Consider the following 18,179-nt stretch of genomic DNA (forward strand, 5'->3'; position numbering starts at 1 on the left):
TAGGGCTCGATGAACTCCCACTCCACATCCGTCAATTGCACTCGCGTCACGCTGAACGATCTACCGGATCAGGCCCCGAGACGAGGGCAGATCCCGCAGATTGATCACAATCAAATACGCGCCCTAGCAGCGTGGGGTTTTCCCCGGGACACGACGATCATCCGAGCCGAGCAGGGAACCAACAACCAGACATTCCTGCTTCGCCAGGGGGGCCTCCGATTCGTGCTCCGGGTCAGCCAGACCCAGTCCGCCGCGCAGGCCGGCGCCGAGCACCGGATCCTGCGGCGGCTACGGCCTGCCGGACTTCCCTTCCAGGTGCCTGAACCAGTCGCCGCGCCCAGCGGGGACACGGTGATCGAGACCGCGGCCGGGCCCGCCACCGTCTGCCGGTGGATCCCCGGCGTGCAGCCCGACCTCACGGGCCCGACGGCACTCGAGCGCTTCGGCCGGGCGGCCGGGCTGCTCGGCGAGGCGATGCTGGGCGTGCCACCAGAAGACGGGCTGGGGGACTGGCGCGGTAATCCTCTGGCGCACCCCGCCGTGCCGCACGTCGGCGCCCTTTGCCGTCAGCTGCGCGCCGCCGGAATCAGCGCGGAGCGGGTCGCCCGCCTCGACGCCGTGGCGCGCCGCGTCGGGCAGGCGTGGCCTGCGGGCGGCGGCGCGCTGCCGACCCAGGTCATCCACGGTGACCTGGCAGCCTCGAACGTGCTGGTCGACGAGGACACCGGGGAGGTGAGCGGGCTGCTTGACTTCGAATTCGCCGGGGTCGGCTTCCTGGTCCAGGACATGATGGCGGCGCTGTTCTACAGCGGGGCCCTGGAGACGCGCGACTGGCAGCTCCGCACGGCGGCCTTCCTCCGGGGGTACGCCTCGGTCCGCCCGTTGGACGCCGCCGAGGCCGACGCGATGCCCCGGCTTCTCCTCGCCCGGGCGGTCGGCAGCGCCCTGTCGCGGGCAGGCCGCTGGCTGAACGGGAAGGCACAGCTCGGCGAGGTCACCGACCGAATCCGCAAGCTGGAGGACACGACCCACTGGCTCGACGCCAACGGCGGAAAGCTCCGGTCACTCGCGGTCGCCAGCGGGCACCAGTGACTCGGAAGTACGGCTGGCGCGAGCCCCGCGACGGAGCCCGTTACCTCGATATTTTCGCAGGTCAGAGAGTTCAAGATCCGCTCATGGCCGGAATTCCAGTTATCTCGGCTGAACCCGGTGACACGCCGCCTCAGATCCTTGCACCACACCTGTCGTGATCGCTACCGTTCTTACCAACAGCCTCTGAGCTGCACAAACGCGAGGATCCAACCTCCAGCGCCCGGGACGACCCCCAGAGAACATCCCGGCCTGCGAAAGGAGCTGGATGAGGAATCTGTCGCGGTCGTGCCGGGCCAGGCCGAGCAGCACGTCGATCTCCTCATCCGTCAGCCACTCATAGCCTGGGATCGCGACCCTGTACTTGATCGTGCGGGTCATGATCGTGCGGTGCTGGCCGTCCTCGCCCGGATCGAACCCCGCCGGCAGGTAGCGCAGGAACTTCGGCTGAGTGAGCGTGTTGACCACCGTCGGCGGCACCCAGCCCTGCAGGCTGCACCACGACAGGAACTCCCCGACGGTCCCCATGATCGCATTAGCGGTGCCCTCGCTGCGATACCGCACCGGAGCGCCCGGTTTGCGTGATCGCGACGGCATCGGCTCGTCCACCAGCCAGCGCATCATCGCCATCAGCTGCGAAAGGCTCGGGCCGGCCCAGTCCAGCCCATGACCTTGGCAGTACGACAAGTACAAAGCGATCCGGCCCGCGTAGCTCTTCTCCGTGTTGAACGCCCGGCCCGCCCCGCGCAGCCCCGCCAGGTACGCGCACGCCTCGACATGCAACTGCAGGTCCTCATCGAAGACCACCACCCACAACACCGACTCATCGGCGGCCACCGCTCGTTCAGCCCGGTAGTACCGCTCAGCCGCACCTGACCTGCCCAACATGCCGTACGGACCCCCAGATACTGTGCGCCAAGTAGCCGCCCACACTACTTGAAGTACTTGCCGAACGACTGAGAGTCACCAAAGATAACGCTGGCCTTGACCGCGCCGGTGAGCAGCGATCCGGCTACCCGTAGGAGATCATCCCAGGAGTCGTTGATCAGCTTGATGTTGACCCGGCTGCGGGTCAGGGCGTCGATGGTGCCGTAGTGGGCGCCGGGGTCGGCGCGGAACAGGGTGGCGCTGCCGACGTCGGCCAGGCGCGGGGAGAATTGCCAGCCCATCAGCCGGAAGATGCCGAACGCGATTTCGGAGGCGCCTGCGGTGTCGGAGGTGATCTCGGTGGGCTTCAGCGACGTTTCCTGATCCAGGAGCCCTTCCAGGATGTAATACCAATCCTTGGGGGTGCCGGGAATGACGATGCCGTGAAAGCCGGTGAATTGGTCGGAGGTGAAATTGTAGTAAGTGACGCCCTTGGCTCCCTTTCCCTTTCCGAAGTATTTGGTGTTGGGTCCGGCATTGATGGTTTTGACCGGGACCACGAACCGGAGCCCGTCGGCGGAGGCGAGTTCGCCGCCGCCCCAGGCTTGGGCCAGTTCCAGGCCGGAGTGGAACTCGACCAGGGCGGCGTTGGCGGCGGTGAGGGTGGCGGCGCGCAGGTAGTTCTGTTCCACCCAATACAGCCGGTCCAGGGCGAGGGCGGGTTCGCCTTCGGCGGCCATCGGCCGCATGCCGACGTTCATGGCTTGGCTGACCAGGACGGCGGCGATCGAGGTGATCATGTCCTGTTTGCGGGAGGGCGCGTCCCCCGACACGTGGGTGAAGTGGTCGAGGCAGCCGGTCCAGGAGTGCACCTCCAGCAGGGCTTCGGGCAGGTCCACGATGGGCATGCGGGCGTCGATGTCGGCACGCAGCGTGGTCAGGGAGGCGGGCTCATCCAGGCGGTCCAGGCCGGTGAGCACCAGGTGGTCCTTGCCGTCTTCGTCTTTGGCCAGGCGTACCCACTCGTTGCGGCCGTCGTCTTCGGCTCCGGACACCTCCTGCAAGGCGAAGACATTCCCCGACCCCGCCCGGCCCGCATCCGACGCCCGGGCCAGCCGCTGACGGCGCAGGAGGCCGAACGCCGCCATCGCCTGCAGAGCCAACCCCACCCGAACGCGGAGCTCCGATAGCGCACACGATCAACCCCGGCGCTGTCAGCTGATCAAAGCCCGCAAGAGTCGCTCGCGCTGCTGGTCGTTCAGCGCGCCAACACGCTGTTTCTCCTGCACCCCGCAGATGGCTATCAACGCCGCGACCCGGGCCGGCCCATACCCGGGTACGGCCCGCAGGACCTGAACCACCCGTGTCCTGCCGACCAGATCCTGCCCGCCGCGCTCGAACACCTCCGCCACACCCACCGCGCCGGAGGCCACCTCCGCCAACAGCGCACGACGCGCCGTACGGGCCTGGGCCGCCCTCGCCAACGCCTGCGCACGCTGCTCCGCCGTCATCGTCGGCAGGGCCATCAAGCACCTCTTCTGTAGAGATATCAGCTGGTCAGAGACTCCCGCCAGAGATCACGGCGGGGCCGCCGCCGATCATCATCCCGCACAGCGTCAACCGATGTGACACTAAACCCGGTTCGCCGTTCCACTCCTACTGGCAGGCCGATGTGGAACACGGCGAGGCCTGGTACGGCACGATCACGCTCACCGGCTTGCGCGCTGGCGATTCGGGCTAGCCGATTCCTTTTGGCGGCGGCCGGGGTCTACATGGTGGAAGGAGCGGCCCGCTGAACGGGCCGGTCTCGATCATGCACGCCGAGAAGGAAAAGTTGATTGTCATGAATATTCCCGCGATTATGCGAGCTCTGCAGCAGACCTCGTTCAACGGTCCGCAGGACATGCGCCTGATCACCGACGCGCCGGTGCCGGTCCCCGGCCGGGGCGAGGTCCTGATCCGGGTCGCCGCCGCCGGCGTCAACTTCGCCGACATCTCAAAGGCCTACGGAACGTTCCTGGGCGGCCCGCGGCCGCCGTACCTGGCGGGTTTCGAGGCCGCCGGCGAGATCGTCACAGTGGGCGACGCGGTGACCGGCCCGCAACCGGGGGCCCGTGTCGTCGGCGTCGGAGACGGCGCTTTCGCCGAGTACATGGTGCTGCCCGCGGCCGCAGCGGTGCCGGTGCCCCCCGGCTGGACGGAGCAGCAGGCGCTGGGCCTGGTCGTGAACTGGCCTACCGCGTTGGCCGCACTCAGGCCTCTGGGCGACATTGCCGCAGGGCAGACCGTGCTGATCCACGCCGCGGCGGGCGCGACGGGCCAGGCTGCGGTCACGATGGCCAAGCACTACGGCGCGACGGTCATCGCCACCGCCTCGCCGGGCAAGCACGAGACAGTGCTGGCATTGGGCGCCGACCACGTCCTGGACTCCCTCGGCGGCGACCTCGCCGCCGAGGTGCTGAGGCTGACCGGCGGCACCGGTGCCGATTTGGTGCTGGAGTCGGCGGGCGGCGCGACCTTCGGAGCCAGTCTGGCCGCGGCCAAGCGGGTCACCGGCCGGGTCGTCGTCTACGGTGTGGCAGGCGGCGAAGCCGCGATCACCAACTGGGAGCTGGTGTACAAGCACCAGGTCCACATCATCGGCCTCAACATCGGCGTGCTGATCCAGGCCGCACCGCAGCTCTTCGGCGAGCTCATGGGTGAGCTGTCCGCGCTCACCGCCGCCGGCGTGCTCACTCCCAGCCGGCCCACCGCCTACGACTTGGCCGACGGCCCGAAAGCGCTCGCGGAGCTGGAAGCCAGGGCCAGCGTCGGCAAACTGGCCCTGCTGCCCTGAGAAACCCCGAACATCACGGTGGCGGAGTCCGCGCCGGCTCCACCACCGGGTACGCAGCGTGGCCGGACGTTCGATTCCTTTGCCGCGGTGTGGCGGTCGTCATGGGCGACGGTCTCGACCAGCGGGACCGGTCGTGAGAAGGAGCAGCACGTGGCAAGCAAGCAGTCGGTGGTGGTGCCGATGTACCGGCGGTTGACGGTTCCGGCGGCGGACCTGTGCTGGACGGCACGGGACAGACGTTTGCTGATGGACGCATGGGACGTGCTGTCACCGAGCCCGGCGACGGCGATTGCTTCGATGTCGCTAGCGTCCGGCTTCCTGGCCGGAGCCGACCCAACCGACCCGATGGTCAACGCACCGCGCGCGGAACTGACCGACCTGGAGCCGGTGTTCATCCAGGCCGGCGACCAGGAACTGCTGCTGGACGGGGCCCGCGGCCCGGCCGCGCACTTGGAGAAATGCGGCGTCGACGTCCGTCGCGACGTGTTCGCGGAGATGCAGCACTCGGTGCAGATGATGGCGGGCCGCGCCCCCGAAGCCGACGACGCCAACGCCCGACTCGCTGACCGGCTTAGGCTCGCAGCATGACGTCGCACGTGCGGGCGGCACCGGATCAAGACCGGTTCGCCGCCGAGACCGAGCGGTTCCGCCGGGAGCTGCTGGCGCACTGTTACCGCATGGTCGGCTCGGCGCACGACGCCGAGGACTTGGTGCAGGAGACGTATCTGCGGGCGTGGCGGTCCTACGCCGGCTTCCAGGGCCGCGCGTCGATTCGGTCCTGGCTCTACAAGATCGCCACCAATGTCTGCCTGACGGCGTTGGAGCCGCGGCGGATCCGGGTGCTGCCCTCGGGTCTGACAGGTCCATACGACGGACCCGACCGTCCGCACGCCGGTGCGTCCCGTTGCGCCGGGCGAGGTCTCGTGGCTGGAACCGCTGCCGGACGCGTGGATCGCCCCGCCCGACGACGATCCGGCCGCGGTGGTGGTCGCACGCGAGTCGCTGCGGCTGGCGCTCATCGCGAGCCTGCAGCACCTGCCCGCCCGCCAACGTGTGATCCTCATCCTGCGCGAGGTGCTGGCGTTCTCCGCGGCCGAGACCGCCGAGATCCTCGCCACCACCACGGCGGCGGTCAAGAGCGGTCTGCAGCGCGCCCGCGCGCGGCTCAACGAACTGGAGCCGGAACCCGAGGAACTGCTCGAACCAACGGACCAGCGGGCCCGCGCGCTACTCGACGGCTACATCGCGGCCTTTGAGCGCTCCGACGCCGGCCTGCTGGAACAGGTGCTGCGCACGGACGCCACGCTGGAAGCGACGCCATTCCGCGAATGGCAGGCGGGCCGGGCGATGTGCATCCACATGCTCGGCGCGTACGTGCTGGGCACGCCGGGCGACTGGCGGATGATCCCCACCACCGCCAACGGCCAACCCGCCGCCGTCGTGTACCACAGGGACGCGGACGGCGAGCTCCGGGCTGACGGCACCGTGGTGCTGGCGGCCACCGCCGCCGGTGTCTCCCGTGTGATCAAGTTCCACGATCCCGCGCTGGTCGCGACGTTCGGATTCCCGGACGTGCTCGCGGACTGACCCTGGCTCGGCGTATCAACGGCACAGCGCCGGCCTCCCATGGCCAGGCCCGCGCTCTGCTGGACGAGCACGCCGCGCTGAGCGGCCCCGGCACGGTTGGGACCTGCACGAATTTCGCCACTCGGCACTGGACCCACCTGGGCGAGGCCGGCGCGAGTCTGCTGATGCTGATGGCCAGATCCCGGCACAAGAAACCGGAGAATCTGCGGCGCATCAAGGCGGCGGGGTTGTCCGATCGAGATAGTTTTGCCCTCCGCGACCCGACAGGAGACCTGTGGCTGACAAGCACCCATGGCCGTTCGCCGCGAGGCAAGCGCCCTGCACCATCATCGGCTTCGACATCCTGCTTGACCATGTCGCACTGCAGCACGCCGACTACCTTGGCAGCCGATGACCGAGACCGGGTGGCGGACGCGCATCGACTGGCTGATCGTCTGGGACGATGACACCCGGGTCCTGGCGCTGAAGACCGAGCTGGTCGGAAGGGTCGAGCCCGACGAGCCCGGGCAGGCGCTGGCGGCCCTGCGCAAGCAGACCGGGATCGACGCCGTCGTGCTCCGGCTGAGCGGGGTGGAGACGGATGAAACGGCACGCATCATCCGGTGCACCCTGGTCGCCGCGCCGCGCACGGACGGAAAAGTGCCTACGCAAAGGCCACACTACGGCGCAGGACGCGGCGACCGGCCCGCCGAACCTGCCACCTGGGTCAGTGCGGACGAGGCCGGCCTTGACGGTGGTCCACCGTGGACGGATCCGCGATGGATCGACGGCGTGGCCGAGTGGCTGAGCGCGGACCTCGGGCTCGACCTCGATGACCGGCTGGAGCAGGTGCGCCTCTGGGATCTGTCCGCGGTGCTGCGGGCGGCCACACCGCACGGCGACGTCTACATCAAGTCTTCCATCGCCACCCCGCTCTTCGCCGACGAGGGAGCGGTCACCACTGTCCTGGCCAAGCTCTTCCCCGCTCAGATGCCCGCGGCTCTCGGCCACCACGGCGACCGGCGGCTGCTCGCACTGGCCGACTTCGGCCGCGCGATCCGGCACGCGACGGACGAGGTCAACGCGGAGATGCTGAGCGCCTACGCCGCTCTCCAGGTGGAGTCGGTCGAGCGGGTGCCGGAGCTGCGGAGCGCCGGGTGCCTCGATCGCCGCCTGCCGTGGCTGTCCGGGCAGATCGCGTGGCTCGGTGAGGTGGATCATGCCGCTCCGCCGGCCTGGTGCGATCCGGCCACCTGGGTGACGGCCGAGGAGGCCTCCCGGGTGCGCGAGTCCGTGCCCGGGCTGATGGCCGCGTGCGCGGAGCTGGCAGGCTTCGCCGTGCCGTACTCCTTGGTGCACGGGGATCTGCATCTGGGCAACGTGGCGCGCGGGCCGCTCGGCTATCTGTTCTTCGACTGGACGGATGCGGCCATCGCCCACCCGTTCCTCGACCTGAGCAGCCAGTTCTTCCAGCTCAGCGCCAAGGCGCTCGACGGCTATTTGGCGCGCTGGGCGGAGTTCGACTCGCCTGAACGGCTGCGGGCCGCTTGGAAAGTGGCCGCGCCGCTGTGCGCACTGAATCAGGCGATCAGCTACGCCTCGCTCGCCGCCCACCTGCCGCCTCCGGTGGAGAAGATGGTGGGCGGCGCCGCCGCGATGTGGCTACGCCGGCTCCTGCAGGCGCAGGCCACCGGCTGGGTGGGATAAAGGACTCGGTCGAAGACCTGGGCCTGGAGGTCCGCCGGCGCCGATCCGCGCCAAGGGCGGCGGCCCCCCCTTTCGGGGCCCGCCAGGACGGGCACGAGTCGCTTGTCTACCCCGGTCCGGACGCGCTGGTCATGCCGGTCGCCGGCCAGCCCGGATGACGCCACGGCGGCGGCTCGGCAAGGGCGCGCAGGGCCTCACGGGCGTTGCGCCCCGCACCGGCCGAGACCTCGGCGCCGTCCTGATCGCGGGCGATGGCGGCGACGAGCCCTTCCGCGGGATCGCGGGAGAGCGTGATGGTATGGCCGCCGACCAGCAGCGCGTCGGCGTCCGGATGGTCTGAGGGAGCGGCCCCGTCCAGCAGGACATGGGCCGCGACCAGGCCGGCGACCGGGGTGCGGTGGCGGCCCAGCAGCACGGGCTCCCCGTACGGGTCGGCGACCTGGCGGACGAGGTCGCCGAGCTTGGACCGCGCCGTCGACAACGGCACGAGGGGCAGGCCGCTCCACACCCCGCCCACCTTCGACAGCGGCACCAGCCCGACCCACTCCCAGCGCTCGCGGGTGATCATGATGGTGCTGCCGTTCCTGGCCTCCTCCACGAGCGAGCCCCAGCGGGCGCGGGCGTCTTCGACGGAGAAGGGGACACCGAGCAGCGCCACGAGCTCGTCGTACGACGGCCGTTTTACGTTGATCATCCAGAGATCGTAAGGCGCCTTACGGAATTTTCGCAAGCCGCCTTAGAAGATGCTTTCAACCTATAAATGATCTTAGGTGGGCAGCCTCGCGGTATTCCTAGAGATGTGAAGGCTTGGTGGGAGTTTCGTGGCTGGGCCATGCGATGTCGTCAACCGCCAGAAACGGCTCATAGGCCACTGTCGCCGGGGTCGCGCCGGTGAACGCCATGATGTCCCGATGCAGGTGGGACTGGTCGGCGTAGCCGGCGTCGGCCGCGACCCTGGCCGCGCCTTCGCCCGCGACCAGGCGGTGGGCGGCATGGTCGAAGCGGACCAGCTTCGCAGCGCGCTTGGGCGGCAGGCCGATCTGCGACCGGAACCGGGACCACAGGCGCTTACGGCTCCACCCGACCTCGGCCGCGAGTCCGTCGACCCGGACCAGGCCACGGCCGCCGACGATCCGGTGCCAGGCCCATGCCACCTCCGGATCCACCGGCGACTCCGCCTCATGCCGGCGGGCGAGCAGCGCATCCGTCAAAGCGAAGCGATCCTCCCAGGAGGAGACATCGCCCAGTTGCTCACGGATCCGTGACGCCTCCCGGCCGCCCCACAGGTCGCCCACGGCCACCACGGCACCGTCCAGGTCGGCCGGGGAGACGCCGAGAATCGCGCGGGCGATCAGCGGGGATAGGCGCACCTGCACGCACTCGACGTTCTCACCCCGCGCCCAGACCGCGCCTCCGGACCCGACCCCGGGCCCGGCGACGATACTTCCCCGCTGCTGCCGCCCGGCGGCGTAGTCCAGGATGGGCGAACCGGTGCCGAACTCCAGAATCAGCGTCACGGCCGGGTGCGGGACCATCCGGAGCGCGTCCAGGTCACGGACCCGGAACCCGGCCATGGTGACACCGGCCACCCGGCTGGGCCGCTGCGGGCATGCGACGTCCCACACAGCCGCACCGTGCACGAACGTCCGCACGGCCCCATGCTATGCGAGCCGACTGAGGGAACATTCGTCCAAGACACTGACGCGTACCGGCGGTGACAGTGGCCTCATGACTGTTTCTGACGACCGTCCGCACGTGAATGGCGATGCCGAGGCCACCGAGAGTTCGACCCTGTCCCTGGACGACAGCGACATCTACGTGTGCCAGGACGGCCCCCGCGACGCCCCCGCGCTCCTGCTCATCCACGGGTCCGCATCCTCGACCCGCTCGTGGGACCCGCTGGTTCCGCTGCTGACCGGATCTCATCGCGTCATCCGGATCGACCTGCTCGGGCACGGCCGGTCGGCCAAACCGGCCGACCGTAGCTACGCGCTCCCGGACCAGGGACGCCGGGCCGGCGTGGCACTGGACCGGCTCGGCGTCGAGCACGCCATCGTGGTCGGCCATTCCAGCGGCGGCGCGGTCGCCACCGCCCTCGCCGAACAGCGACCCGACCTGGTGAACGCACTCGCGCTGATCAACACCGGACCCAGCCTGGACGCCTTCATCGCACCGCAGTCCGCCGCCATCGCACCCTCGCAGTGGCCGCCGACCGACGAGCAGATCCGCCAGTTCGCGAGCACCGGTTTCAGCCGCCCGGGCTACCAGATCCCGCAAGAGCTCCTGAACGAGGTGCGCGCTATGACCTACCACACGCTCACCACGACGATGCAGGCCACCCGCGACTACCTGGAGCAGCGGGCGCTCCCGGATCGGCTGACGGCCCTCGGCAAGCCGCTACTGGTGATCTTCGGCGAGGACGACCGCAGATGGCGATCATCATCCGCCGCCGACTACCGCACCGTTCCGGGCGCGAAAGTCGAGTTGCTGCCCGGTCTCGGACACTCACCCATACTCGAGGACCCGCCGCGGACCGCCACCCCCCTGCTGGCCTTCACCGCGATCCACGGGGGGCGGCGGGCGGACTGAACGAGACGATTGCACTGGTCGCGCCGGCGACGACGCCACCAACACCGCGCCCGCCGCTGCCACCACCAGCGAAAACATCTCGCCTGGTCATGAGAGTGATCGAGGCCCATGTCGGTGGGCCTCGCTGTGCTGTGCCGGCCGCTCGTAGTCGATCGCATTGCACCGGGCGTTCATCATCCACGCCAAGCGCTCGACGATCCGCCGCCGGGCCAGCGCCTTGAACCCTGTCTGGCCCGGCAGCTTCGTCACAATCTTGAGGATGAGGTGCAGGAAACGCCGTGCCCATTCCGCCAGCGTCCCGGCACAGGCGCTGTAGGCCCAGATGAGGGTGAGCTGCGGGTGCAGCATCCGAAGCCGGGCCAGCAGTTCGCGGACGGCGTCGCGGTCGGGCTGTCCGGCCGGGGTGACCATCACCGCGAGCATCAGACCCTTGGTATCAACGACCAGGTGACGCTTCCTTCCCTGCACTCTCTTGCCGCGTCGTAGGAGCGCGAAGGTTCCGTCACCGTGGCCGCGGCCCGCACCGACTGGGAGTCGATGATGGCCGTGACCGGGTTGGGGCAGCGGCCCTTCTGGGTTCGTGACGTCTCGTCGCCGCCCGCCCCAAAGGGAGACCTTAAGCGATCCGTAAGCAGGCCCCGCGAAGCTGAAGGCACATCAGAACGGCTGGGCCGGACGGCCCCGCCCCTTCCTTGGAGGACCACCGTGAGGACGATCGCCGCAAGCCTGTTCATCTCCCTGGACGGGGTTGTTGAGGAGCCGGCGGAGTGGCACTTTCCGTACTTCAACGACGAGATGGGCGCGGCCGTGGGGGCGCAGATGGCTGACACCCTGCTGCTGGGGCGTAAGACCTATGACAGCTTCGCCGGAGCGTGGCCGGAACGAGAGGCCGAGGGCGGCGAAGACGCCGGCTTCGGAAAGACACTCGGCGACGCACGGAAGATCGTCGTGTCGCGCCAGCCGCTGGAGTTCACCTGGCGGAACTCCGAGCTCCTGCAGGGCGACCTGGTCGAGGCCGTGACTGCGCTGAAGAACGAGCCGGGCGGCCGCATCGCCATGAGCGGCTCGATCTCCGTGATCCGCCAACTGCTGGCCGCGGGACTGCTGGACGAACTGCAGCTGCTGGTACACCCGATCGCCGTCCGCAAGGGCGAGCGGCTGTTCGACGAGGGGGAGAACCCCGTCCCCCTGGAGCTGATCAAGTCCGAGACGTTCACGACGGGTGTGCTGTACCTGGTCTACCGGCCTGCCGAGGCAACCGGCGACGTCTCCTACGACGACGCCAAGGCCCGCCTGCCCCGGGACGAGCAGTAGAAGAGATCCGCGGTTGTGGCCGGGCCCGCCTCGTGGGCAGGCCCGGGCCATGCTCGTCAGATGCTCCCCAGTACATCTCGATGCGGTCCATGTCGATGGAGATCGCGGCGATGCCCTTGCCCGCGTCTCGCACGCTCAGCGGGGCGACGCGGGTGCCGGTGAAGCGGATCGTCGCGGGCTCGCCCCGACCACGTCCGCGTTGGCGGCGTACCCGCACGTGACAACACGTTGCTCGGGGAATTTCGGGGCGGAGCGGGCTGGGCAGGCTCACCGCGCCCACCCGCGGAAGGAACGCGCCAGATAGGGCGGTGAGCCGGGAAGGCGGCGCGGCGTCAGGCCTGTCCGAGGCCAGGGGGCAGCAGAGCGCGGAGCGTAGCGTGGACGGCCTCGAGGTCCACCGCCTCCGGAGCGACCCGCCACTGGGCGTGGACGCCGATGACGGCCCCCACCAGCAGGACTGTGAACGCCTCCGGCGTCGTTCCCGGCGGCAGCGCCTGCGCCGGTATCCGGGCCTGCGCCCCCTGCCGGAGCGCCGCGTGGAGCCGCGCGTAGTGCTCGCGGATCGGCGAGCCGACCTCCACGGCCTCGGCGAGCAGGGTGATGAACAAGCGCGTGACGGGCAGGCGGATGAAGTCCATGACCTGGTCGAGCGGATCAGCGGGGCGCTCCCCGGCGGGCGGGGCGAAACCGGTCAGCACGGCCTGGAGCTGGTCGTCGACCACCGCTTCCAGCAGGCCCAGCTTGTTGCCGAAGTGCCAGGGGATGGAGCCGCGGCTGATGCCGGCCTTGTCGGCGATGTCGATGAAGCTCGTCTGCCGGTATCCCTTCTCGGCGAAGAGCTCAGCAGCGGCCGCCACCAGCAGCCGGCGGCTCTCTTGAGTCCTCTCGACACGTCGCGTGGCCATGCGCTCCATCTAACCAGGTATGCCGGACGACAGAGCGAATGTTGATTGATATAGCCTATGTCAGTCAACATAGAAATGAGGAGGTTCTCCATGCGTTGGGTGACCTACGCGACGGACGCCGGAAAGGGGCTCTCGTGAAGCTGCCGAAGACCGCGCACACCTCCCACCCGTGGCGTATCCACGAGCTCACGAGTGACTTCTCGGTCGAGGATGTGTGGTCGTTCCGCACTCCCGGAGCCGGGCCTGACGACTTCCCGACGATGCTCGCAGCGATGCGAGCCGCCGGCGGACCCGTGGAGCAGCCCTGGCCGGTGAGGTTCTTGTTCGCCGTTCGGTGGAAGCTCGGCGCACTCCTCGGCTGGGACGAACCATCAGCGGGCGTCGGTGAGCGGGTTGCCTCGCTCCGCGACCGCCTGCCCAGCGACGTCCGCGACGCTCCCTGCGGCCCGGACAACGAGAGCATGCCCCTCAAAGCGATCTACGAGCTCGACATGGAGTCCGCACGCGAGCTGGCGAACAAGACCGTGCACACCGTGATGCATCTCGGCTGGGTTCAAGGAGCGAACGGCGACTACGAGCTGCGGATGGCAGTCCTCGTCAAGCCCAACGGATGGTTCGGGCGGCTCTACATGGCCGCCATCGCGCCCTTCCGGCACCTCATCGTCTACCCAGCCCTGACCCGGCGATGGGAACGAGCCTGGCGCGACCGCAACCATACGGAGGAGGAGTACGAAGAAGGGACGTCACGATGAACTCGCGAAAGCGGCTGCTGCGCTGGGCGAGCGGGATCATGCTGGTGCTGGGAATGGGGCACCTGTCCTTGCTGGCGCTCGTCGCCTGGGAGGACATCACCGGCTGGGTGGGTCGGGGGATGTGGGCAGCCGTCCCGCTCGTACTCGCGGACGGGGGCGCCGTCCAGACGGTGGAGTCCCTTCAGAATGAGGTCACCTTCTGGGCCGGTCCGGGAGGCTTCGCCGTGCCCCTGATTCTCTTGGGTTGCCTGACATGGCACCTCGCTGGACGCGGGGTGGCTGTGCCCGCCGGGATCGGCTGGGGCATCGCGACGTGGTGTGTGATAGGCGGCGTCCTTCTTGTGCCATCCCCGTTCTTCGCCGGGATCATCTCCGGGGCACTCATCATCTTGGCAGCGCGGAAGAAAGATCGGTCGGGAGCAGCCCAAGACCGGGAGATGGACCCGGCGTGATTCGCGCCTGCCCACCACCCCCAGGACTCGGTCCGGATTCCGGCTGGCCCAGTGCAGCGCGACCGGTGCGCCGCAGGACCAGCCGACCAGAAGCGACCTTGTTCATCGAGACGGCATCCAGACCCTCGACGCCGGGCCCGAACAGGCGGTCCAGGCGGTAGTCGATGATCTTGGTGGCGGCCTCGTGGCTGCGCTGCCGGCTGAGGACACTGGAGGTCAGGCCGTTGGCGAGAGCCAGAAGGCTGGCGACTTCGGTACGCGGGTCACGATCGGGGGCGATGTCCCCGGCCTGTTGCGCGGCGGTCAACCGTACGGTGAGGAAGGTTTCCAGCGCGTTGGGCAGGGTGAGCCCGACCGCGGCGAGCGCCGGGTCAGCGAGTCGGGCCAGCGGCTGCGCCGGTGGTGGAGCCAGTCGAGAGCAACCCGGGTGTTCCACGTTCACGTTCATTCCCACTGATCTTTCCGTCGAGGTGTCGAGACGGTCGGGTCGGCTCCGACCTTCTCGTGACGGCGCCGGATGGCGGCGCCGGTGGATCGAAGGAGGGCTCGCGATGAGCAAGGTAGTGCTGGATGTGTCGATGTCCCTGGACGGGTTCACGGCCGGACCGAACGTCCGGAAGGGGGAGCCTATGGGGGACGGCGGGGAACGGCTGCACGAGTGGATGGCCGGGAAGGGGCCGGACGGCGGGGTCGACATCGGCGTCCGCCGGCAGGTGGACGCGGCGGTAGGAGCCGCCGTGATCGGACGGCGTACCTTCGACCTCGGCGTGGTCCCGTGGGGCGGCACACCATGGCCAGGCGTCCCGAGCTTCGTGGTCACCCACCGGACCAGGGAGGACCTCCTCGGCGACAACGGCGGGACGTTCGCCTTCGATGGGCTGGAGGCCGCAGTCCGACGTGCCAAGGATGCCGCCGGGGACAAGGACGTCCTGGTGCTGGGTGCGGACGTCGCCCGGCAGTTGCTCAGGGCGGGCCTGCTCGACGAGGTATGGCTCCACCTCGTCCCCCTGCTGATGGGGGCGGGCACGCCGCTGTTCGCCGGGGAGCGGGCCGAGCTGATCCCGGAGGGGAAACCCGTCGCGGGAACCGTGTCCGTGACCCACCTGCGTTACCGCGTCCTGAAGCCCCGACGCCCTTGACGTTCGCTTGCCTCGCAGCGTGACGACGGGGCGAGGTGTCCATGGCATCTGAGCGCGGGCGAGGACGGACCCGGCCGGCGCATCGGTCTCCAGCGCGTCCAGATCGTCCGGAGTCGCCTGGGCCCGCGCGCCCCGCGCGCCCCGCGGGCGTCGTCGGCGGCGCGGCGCAGCCCCACGCGTAGATCCCCGGACCATCGCCAGCGCCAACTCGGGCCTCCTGGCGGCCCGCTGTTGCTTCAGGGCTGCCCGACGGCGTTGTGGCTGGTGGGTATCGGTTGATGGTGGGGGGCGGCCTCACATGATTCCGATGACGAGGTTCTCGTCGGCGTTACGGGACAGCCGTGATCGATGATCACGGTGTGGAACAGTTGGTCAGCGCGAACGAGGCCGCCGGGCAAGTGACGGCGATCGCCATCTTGGGTTGTTGACCCCTCTTCGCAGGTCAGAAGCGGAGACCAAGTTGTAGTACCAAACTGCGTTGTCCTCGCCCCTGACGAAGACCTGGTTGCCGGGGAAGATGGTGTCGTCGGCCACCGCGATGTTGCTGGTGGCGCGGAGGCCGCCAAGGGGCTGAAACCCGCTCGCGCCGGTCGGCGTCACCGCGTTGACGTAGATGCGGTGGTCGCTGCCGCGGACGAAGACCCGGATGGTGGACTGGGGGACGACGAACGTGCGGGCCGCCGTGATCTCGCTGGTGGCGAATCCACCGAGGCTGCTCCAGCCGGTCCAGACGCCGTTGCGCAGGATGTTGTTCCACACCGCGCCGTCGGGGCCGCGGGCGAAGATCCCGATGGACCCGGCCGGCTCCAGCAGCGGCGAGATCGACTCGATCTCGCCGGTCACGGTCAGGCCAGGGACGACGGAGTAGCCGGTGACCGCGCCGGACGGGGTGATGGTGTTGGTGTAGACCTGGTCGTCCGTGCCGCGTACGAAGAAGTGCGTGCCGTTGACGGTCACCACGACGGACGGATCCCCGATGATCATCCCGCCGAGCGACTGGAGGGGGCCGAGCCCATTGCCCGAGCGTGGGCTGTACAGCAGCGCCCCGTCCGCGCCGCGCGCGGCGACCCCGGTGACGACGGGAGCGGCGGCGCGGTTGTACGCGATCTGCGGTGTGCTGAGATCCGGCAGGTCGGCCGCCCACGGCGGCGGTGCGGCGGCGGAGGCGGGTGAGACCAGTCCCGTCGCGATGACAGTCAGGATCGCGGTCGTCGCGGAGGCCCTGGATAACCAGCGAGTCAGCTTCATGCAGAGTCCCTTTCTGGTTGGTGAGCCTGATTCGTACGCAACGGGTGAGTGGATCACGAGATGTGCATCGGAGATCAGTGGGCCGCCGATCCCCGACCGGGCGCCTGTTCTGGAGCGGGCTTCCAGCAAGGTCCGCGAGGTTTGGCCACGGGGGTGAGATGATCTGGATTGAGAGCCGTTCCCGCGCCGACACAGCTCGCGCGAACCTCGGGTACACCGTCCGATCGATAGACGTTCGACCCTGTTGAACCGGTCAGGCCCGCTGATAGGTGAGGTGGACGACGCCGGTCGGGAAGGCCTCCGAGCCGGCTGAGCATCGTCGACGAGCTGACCGGGCATTCGGCGTTGCGGGACTACCATTTGCTGCCCGCGGTGCGCGGCGACCTGCTCGCCAAGCTCGGGCGGATGGACGAGGCCCGGGTCGAATTCGAGCGGGCCGCGCAGCTGACCCGGAGTGCGCCGGAGCGCGAGGTGCTGCTCCGAAGGGCGTACGCGTGCGCGGCGGGCGCCGTATAGCCGTGCGGGCTTTTGGTGCGGCACACACCGGGTGGGGTGGCTGACCGTTCCGGGACCCTGGTAGCGTAACGCTTGTTACGTAACAGAGGTTACGCATCCTGGAGGGTTCGATGCCGAAACAGGTCGACCAGGCCGAGCGTCGCCAGGCGATGTCCGAGGCCGTGTGGCGGGTCGTCTCGGAGCGGGGCCTGGATGGGCTGACCCTGCGCGCGGTCGCCGCCGCAGCGGGGTGCACGACCGGCATGGTGACCCACTACTTCCGCGACAAGAAGGCGCTGCTGGCCCACGCCAGATCCGTCATGCACCGCCGCATGGCCGACCGCATCGACGCGCTCTCCCCGCAGGGTGCCGCCCGGGAAACGCTGCGCTCAGTCGCCGAGCAGGCCCTGCCGCTGGACCCCGAGCGGCGCCTGGAGGCCGTCGTCTGGGCGTACTTCCAGCTCTCCAACCGCACCGATCCCGACCTGCTGCGCCACCACACGGCCAGCCATGCCTCCTGGGTACGCCGCCTCACCGGACTGGTACGCGACGCCCTCCCCCGGCCGGAGCCCGCGGACCTGGAATGGCGGGTACGCAGCCTGGTCGCCTGCCTGGACGGCCTGGCGCTCAACGCCGTGACCGATCCCGGCGCCTACCCGCCCGAGCTGCAACGCCGCGTCCTGGCGACCCACCTCGACCTGATCCTCGAAACCCCCGAAGGGAACCCTGCCCGGTGACCACCGTAGACCTGACCATCACCACCGCCGCGAGCGACGACCCCCGAATCCGCCGGCTGGTCCGCGACCTCGATGCCGACCTCGCCGCACGCTACCCCGACGACACCTGCGACGGCGGCGCCCGCGTCGACCCGGCCATCCGCTTCCTGCTCGCCGAGCTCGACGGCCGCCCGGCCGGCTGCTGCGCCATCCAGCCGTTCCCCGACGGCGCCGCCGAGCTCAAGCGCATGTACGTGTCCCCGTCGGCCCGCGGCCGCGGCGTCGCCAGGCGCCTGCTGGCCGAGGCCGAACGGGTCGCGGCCGCCTTCGGCCACGCCGAGATCCGCCTCGAGACCGGAGTCCACCAGCCCGAGGCCATCGCGCTGTACACCCGCGCCGGCTACACGCCCATCCCCAACTATCCGCCCTACCACGACAAACCGCTCAGCCGCTGCTACGCCAAGCCGCTGTAACGGCCAAGGCCGTCACCTCTCGCGGCGGACT

General features: G+C 69.4%; 22 protein-coding genes and 1 pseudogene. 14 read left to right on the forward strand and 9 right to left on the reverse strand.

The genetic code is table 11. The annotated features are described in order from the left end of the window. The first annotated feature begins 9 nt into the window (after positions 1–9). Positions 10–1,092, forward strand: a complete 1,083-nt coding sequence (locus EJK15_RS45055) for a phosphotransferase enzyme family protein (protein WP_138716608.1) — start codon at positions 10–12, stop codon at positions 1,090–1,092. Between the two features lie 99 nt (positions 1,093–1,191). Here the strand turns inward: EJK15_RS45055 and EJK15_RS45060 are convergent, their stop codons facing one another. From EJK15_RS45060 to mihF, 3 genes are all read right to left on the reverse strand, one after another. Beyond that, positions 1,192–1,926, reverse strand: coding sequence for a site-specific integrase (locus EJK15_RS45060; protein WP_206061494.1), 735 nt, complete (start codon positions 1,924–1,926; stop codon positions 1,192–1,194). Positions 1,927–2,021: 95 nt separating this feature from the next. Beyond that, a complete protein-coding gene (locus EJK15_RS45065; protein WP_138716609.1) occupies positions 2,022–3,125 on the reverse strand; it encodes a Tn3 family transposase in 1,104 nt (367 codons plus the stop codon). A 45-nt stretch (positions 3,126–3,170) separates the two neighbouring features. Next, on the reverse strand, positions 3,171–3,482 hold the full coding sequence (mihF, locus tag EJK15_RS45070; RefSeq protein ID WP_138716610.1) for an integration host factor, actinobacterial type: 312 nt from the start codon (positions 3,480–3,482) through the stop codon (positions 3,171–3,173). Between the two features lie 335 nt (positions 3,483–3,817). Here mihF and EJK15_RS45075 point away from each other — a divergent pair, with 335 nt between their 5' ends. From EJK15_RS45075 to EJK15_RS45095, 5 genes and pseudogenes are all read left to right on the forward strand, one after another. After that, on the forward strand, positions 3,818–4,792 hold the full coding sequence (locus EJK15_RS45075; RefSeq protein ID WP_240777620.1) for a zinc-binding dehydrogenase: 975 nt from the start codon (positions 3,818–3,820) through the stop codon (positions 4,790–4,792). 150 nt (positions 4,793–4,942) lie between these two features. Continuing rightward, positions 4,943–5,380 (forward strand): alpha/beta hydrolase fold domain-containing protein, encoded by a 438-nt coding sequence (locus EJK15_RS45080; protein ID WP_138716612.1) that lies wholly within the window; start codon positions 4,943–4,945, stop codon positions 5,378–5,380. Between the two features lie 89 nt (positions 5,381–5,469). Next, a pseudogene (locus EJK15_RS77925) lies at positions 5,470–5,565 on the forward strand (sigma factor); the annotation flags it as partial. Positions 5,566–5,686: 121 nt separating this feature from the next. Further along, positions 5,687–6,379 (forward strand): sigma factor-like helix-turn-helix DNA-binding protein, encoded by a 693-nt coding sequence (locus EJK15_RS75265; RefSeq protein ID WP_240777621.1) that lies wholly within the window; start codon positions 5,687–5,689, stop codon positions 6,377–6,379. Between the two features lie 390 nt (positions 6,380–6,769). Then, positions 6,770–8,065 carry a phosphotransferase gene (locus EJK15_RS45095; RefSeq protein WP_138716613.1) on the forward strand — a complete coding sequence of 432 codons (1,296 nt, stop codon included), beginning with the start codon at positions 6,770–6,772 and terminating at the stop codon, positions 8,063–8,065. 106 nt (positions 8,066–8,171) lie between these two features. Here EJK15_RS45095 and EJK15_RS45105 read toward each other — a convergent pair whose 3' ends face one another. Both EJK15_RS45105 and EJK15_RS45110 read right to left on the reverse strand, forming a co-directional pair. After that, positions 8,172–8,759, reverse strand: coding sequence for a type II toxin-antitoxin system Phd/YefM family antitoxin (locus tag EJK15_RS45105; RefSeq protein ID WP_138716615.1), 588 nt, complete (start codon positions 8,757–8,759; stop codon positions 8,172–8,174). A gap of 97 nt (positions 8,760–8,856) precedes the next feature. Then, positions 8,857–9,717, reverse strand: coding sequence for an AraC family transcriptional regulator (locus tag EJK15_RS45110; protein WP_138716616.1), 861 nt, complete (start codon positions 9,715–9,717; stop codon positions 8,857–8,859). A gap of 76 nt (positions 9,718–9,793) precedes the next feature. Between EJK15_RS45110 and EJK15_RS45115 the strand changes: the two genes are divergently transcribed. Continuing rightward, entirely contained in the window at positions 9,794–10,654 is an 861-nt protein-coding gene (locus EJK15_RS45115) for an alpha/beta fold hydrolase (RefSeq protein ID WP_138716617.1), read from the forward strand. Positions 10,655–10,741: 87 nt separating this feature from the next. On the opposite strand, the gene EJK15_RS45120 is transcribed toward EJK15_RS45115, so the two are convergent. Next, on the reverse strand, positions 10,742–11,122 hold the full coding sequence (locus tag EJK15_RS45120) for a transposase (protein ID WP_171074908.1): 381 nt from the start codon (positions 11,120–11,122) through the stop codon (positions 10,742–10,744). Between the two features lie 237 nt (positions 11,123–11,359). On the opposite strand from EJK15_RS45120, the gene EJK15_RS45125 reads away from it, so the two are divergent. After that, on the forward strand, positions 11,360–11,968 hold the full coding sequence (locus tag EJK15_RS45125) for a dihydrofolate reductase family protein (RefSeq protein ID WP_171074909.1): 609 nt from the start codon (positions 11,360–11,362) through the stop codon (positions 11,966–11,968). Between the two features lie 332 nt (positions 11,969–12,300). On the opposite strand, the gene EJK15_RS45135 is transcribed toward EJK15_RS45125, so the two are convergent. Continuing rightward, positions 12,301–12,873: a TetR/AcrR family transcriptional regulator gene (locus tag EJK15_RS45135; RefSeq protein ID WP_138716620.1), complete on the reverse strand. Its 573-nt coding sequence runs from the start codon at positions 12,871–12,873 to the stop codon at positions 12,301–12,303. A 134-nt stretch (positions 12,874–13,007) separates the two neighbouring features. Between EJK15_RS45135 and EJK15_RS45140 the strand changes: the two genes are divergently transcribed. Both EJK15_RS45140 and EJK15_RS45145 read left to right on the forward strand, forming a co-directional pair. After that, positions 13,008–13,625 carry a DUF2867 domain-containing protein gene (locus EJK15_RS45140; protein ID WP_206061498.1) on the forward strand — a complete coding sequence of 206 codons (618 nt, stop codon included), beginning with the start codon at positions 13,008–13,010 and terminating at the stop codon, positions 13,623–13,625. Continuing rightward, positions 13,622–14,077, forward strand: coding sequence for a DUF6463 family protein (locus EJK15_RS45145; protein WP_138716622.1), 456 nt, complete (start codon positions 13,622–13,624; stop codon positions 14,075–14,077). The genes EJK15_RS45140 and EJK15_RS45145 overlap by 4 nt, the downstream gene beginning before the upstream one ends. On the opposite strand, the gene EJK15_RS73355 is transcribed toward EJK15_RS45145, so the two are convergent. Then, positions 14,010–14,525 (reverse strand): hypothetical protein, encoded by a 516-nt coding sequence (locus EJK15_RS73355; RefSeq protein ID WP_206061499.1) that lies wholly within the window; start codon positions 14,523–14,525, stop codon positions 14,010–14,012. The two genes, EJK15_RS45145 and EJK15_RS73355, sit on opposite strands and share 68 nt — an antisense overlap. Before the next feature lie 103 nt (positions 14,526–14,628). Here EJK15_RS73355 and EJK15_RS45160 point away from each other — a divergent pair, with 103 nt between their 5' ends. Next, the gene (locus EJK15_RS45160) at positions 14,629–15,216 is read left to right on the forward strand and encodes a dihydrofolate reductase family protein (RefSeq protein WP_138716623.1); all 588 of its coding nucleotides are present in this window, start codon (positions 14,629–14,631) and stop codon (positions 15,214–15,216) included. A gap of 372 nt (positions 15,217–15,588) precedes the next feature. Here the strand turns inward: EJK15_RS45160 and EJK15_RS45165 are convergent, their stop codons facing one another. Then, a complete protein-coding gene (locus EJK15_RS45165) occupies positions 15,589–16,464 on the reverse strand; it encodes a DUF8189 domain-containing protein (RefSeq protein WP_138716624.1) in 876 nt (291 codons plus the stop codon). A gap of 345 nt (positions 16,465–16,809) precedes the next feature. Here EJK15_RS45165 and EJK15_RS45170 point away from each other — a divergent pair, with 345 nt between their 5' ends. The 3 genes from EJK15_RS45170 to EJK15_RS45180 all read left to right on the forward strand — a co-directional run bounded on the left by EJK15_RS45170 (position 16,810) and on the right by EJK15_RS45180 (position 18,148). Continuing rightward, a complete protein-coding gene (locus EJK15_RS45170) occupies positions 16,810–16,980 on the forward strand; it encodes a hypothetical protein (protein WP_338089924.1) in 171 nt (56 codons plus the stop codon). Between the two features lie 110 nt (positions 16,981–17,090). Beyond that, positions 17,091–17,696 carry a TetR/AcrR family transcriptional regulator gene (locus tag EJK15_RS45175; RefSeq protein WP_138716625.1) on the forward strand — a complete coding sequence of 202 codons (606 nt, stop codon included), beginning with the start codon at positions 17,091–17,093 and terminating at the stop codon, positions 17,694–17,696. After that, a complete protein-coding gene (locus tag EJK15_RS45180) occupies positions 17,693–18,148 on the forward strand; it encodes a GNAT family N-acetyltransferase (RefSeq protein ID WP_138716626.1) in 456 nt (151 codons plus the stop codon). The genes EJK15_RS45175 and EJK15_RS45180 overlap by 4 nt, the downstream gene beginning before the upstream one ends. Positions 18,149–18,179: the final 31 nt, after the last annotated feature.

It is taken from the genome of Nonomuraea basaltis (genome assembly GCF_005893125.1).
Classification (GTDB): domain Bacteria; phylum Actinomycetota; class Actinomycetes; order Streptosporangiales; family Streptosporangiaceae; genus Nonomuraea; species Nonomuraea basaltis.

Coding starts and splice junctions, on each gene's coding strand:
- EJK15_RS45160 (WP_138716623.1), top strand. CDS start 14,629: ATGAGCAAGGTAGTGCTGGATGTGTCGATGTCCCTGGACGGGTTCACG.
- EJK15_RS73355 (WP_206061499.1), bottom strand. CDS start 14,525: ATGAACGTGAACGTGGAACACCCGGGTTGCTCTCGACTGGCTCCACCA.
- EJK15_RS45145 (WP_138716622.1), top strand. CDS start 13,622: ATGAACTCGCGAAAGCGGCTGCTGCGCTGGGCGAGCGGGATCATGCTG.
- EJK15_RS45165 (WP_138716624.1), bottom strand. CDS start 16,464: ATGAAGCTGACTCGCTGGTTATCCAGGGCCTCCGCGACGACCGCGATC.
- EJK15_RS45105 (WP_138716615.1), bottom strand. CDS start 8,759: ATGATCAACGTAAAACGGCCGTCGTACGACGAGCTCGTGGCGCTGCTC.
- EJK15_RS45115 (WP_138716617.1), top strand. CDS start 9,794: ATGACTGTTTCTGACGACCGTCCGCACGTGAATGGCGATGCCGAGGCC.
- EJK15_RS45075 (WP_240777620.1), top strand. CDS start 3,818: ATGCGAGCTCTGCAGCAGACCTCGTTCAACGGTCCGCAGGACATGCGC.
- mihF (WP_138716610.1), bottom strand. CDS start 3,482: ATGGCCCTGCCGACGATGACGGCGGAGCAGCGTGCGCAGGCGTTGGCG.
- EJK15_RS45095 (WP_138716613.1), top strand. CDS start 6,770: ATGACCGAGACCGGGTGGCGGACGCGCATCGACTGGCTGATCGTCTGG.
- EJK15_RS45055 (WP_138716608.1), top strand. CDS start 10: ATGAACTCCCACTCCACATCCGTCAATTGCACTCGCGTCACGCTGAAC.
- EJK15_RS45175 (WP_138716625.1), top strand. CDS start 17,091: ATGCCGAAACAGGTCGACCAGGCCGAGCGTCGCCAGGCGATGTCCGAG.
- EJK15_RS45135 (WP_138716620.1), bottom strand. CDS start 12,873: ATGGCCACGCGACGTGTCGAGAGGACTCAAGAGAGCCGCCGGCTGCTG.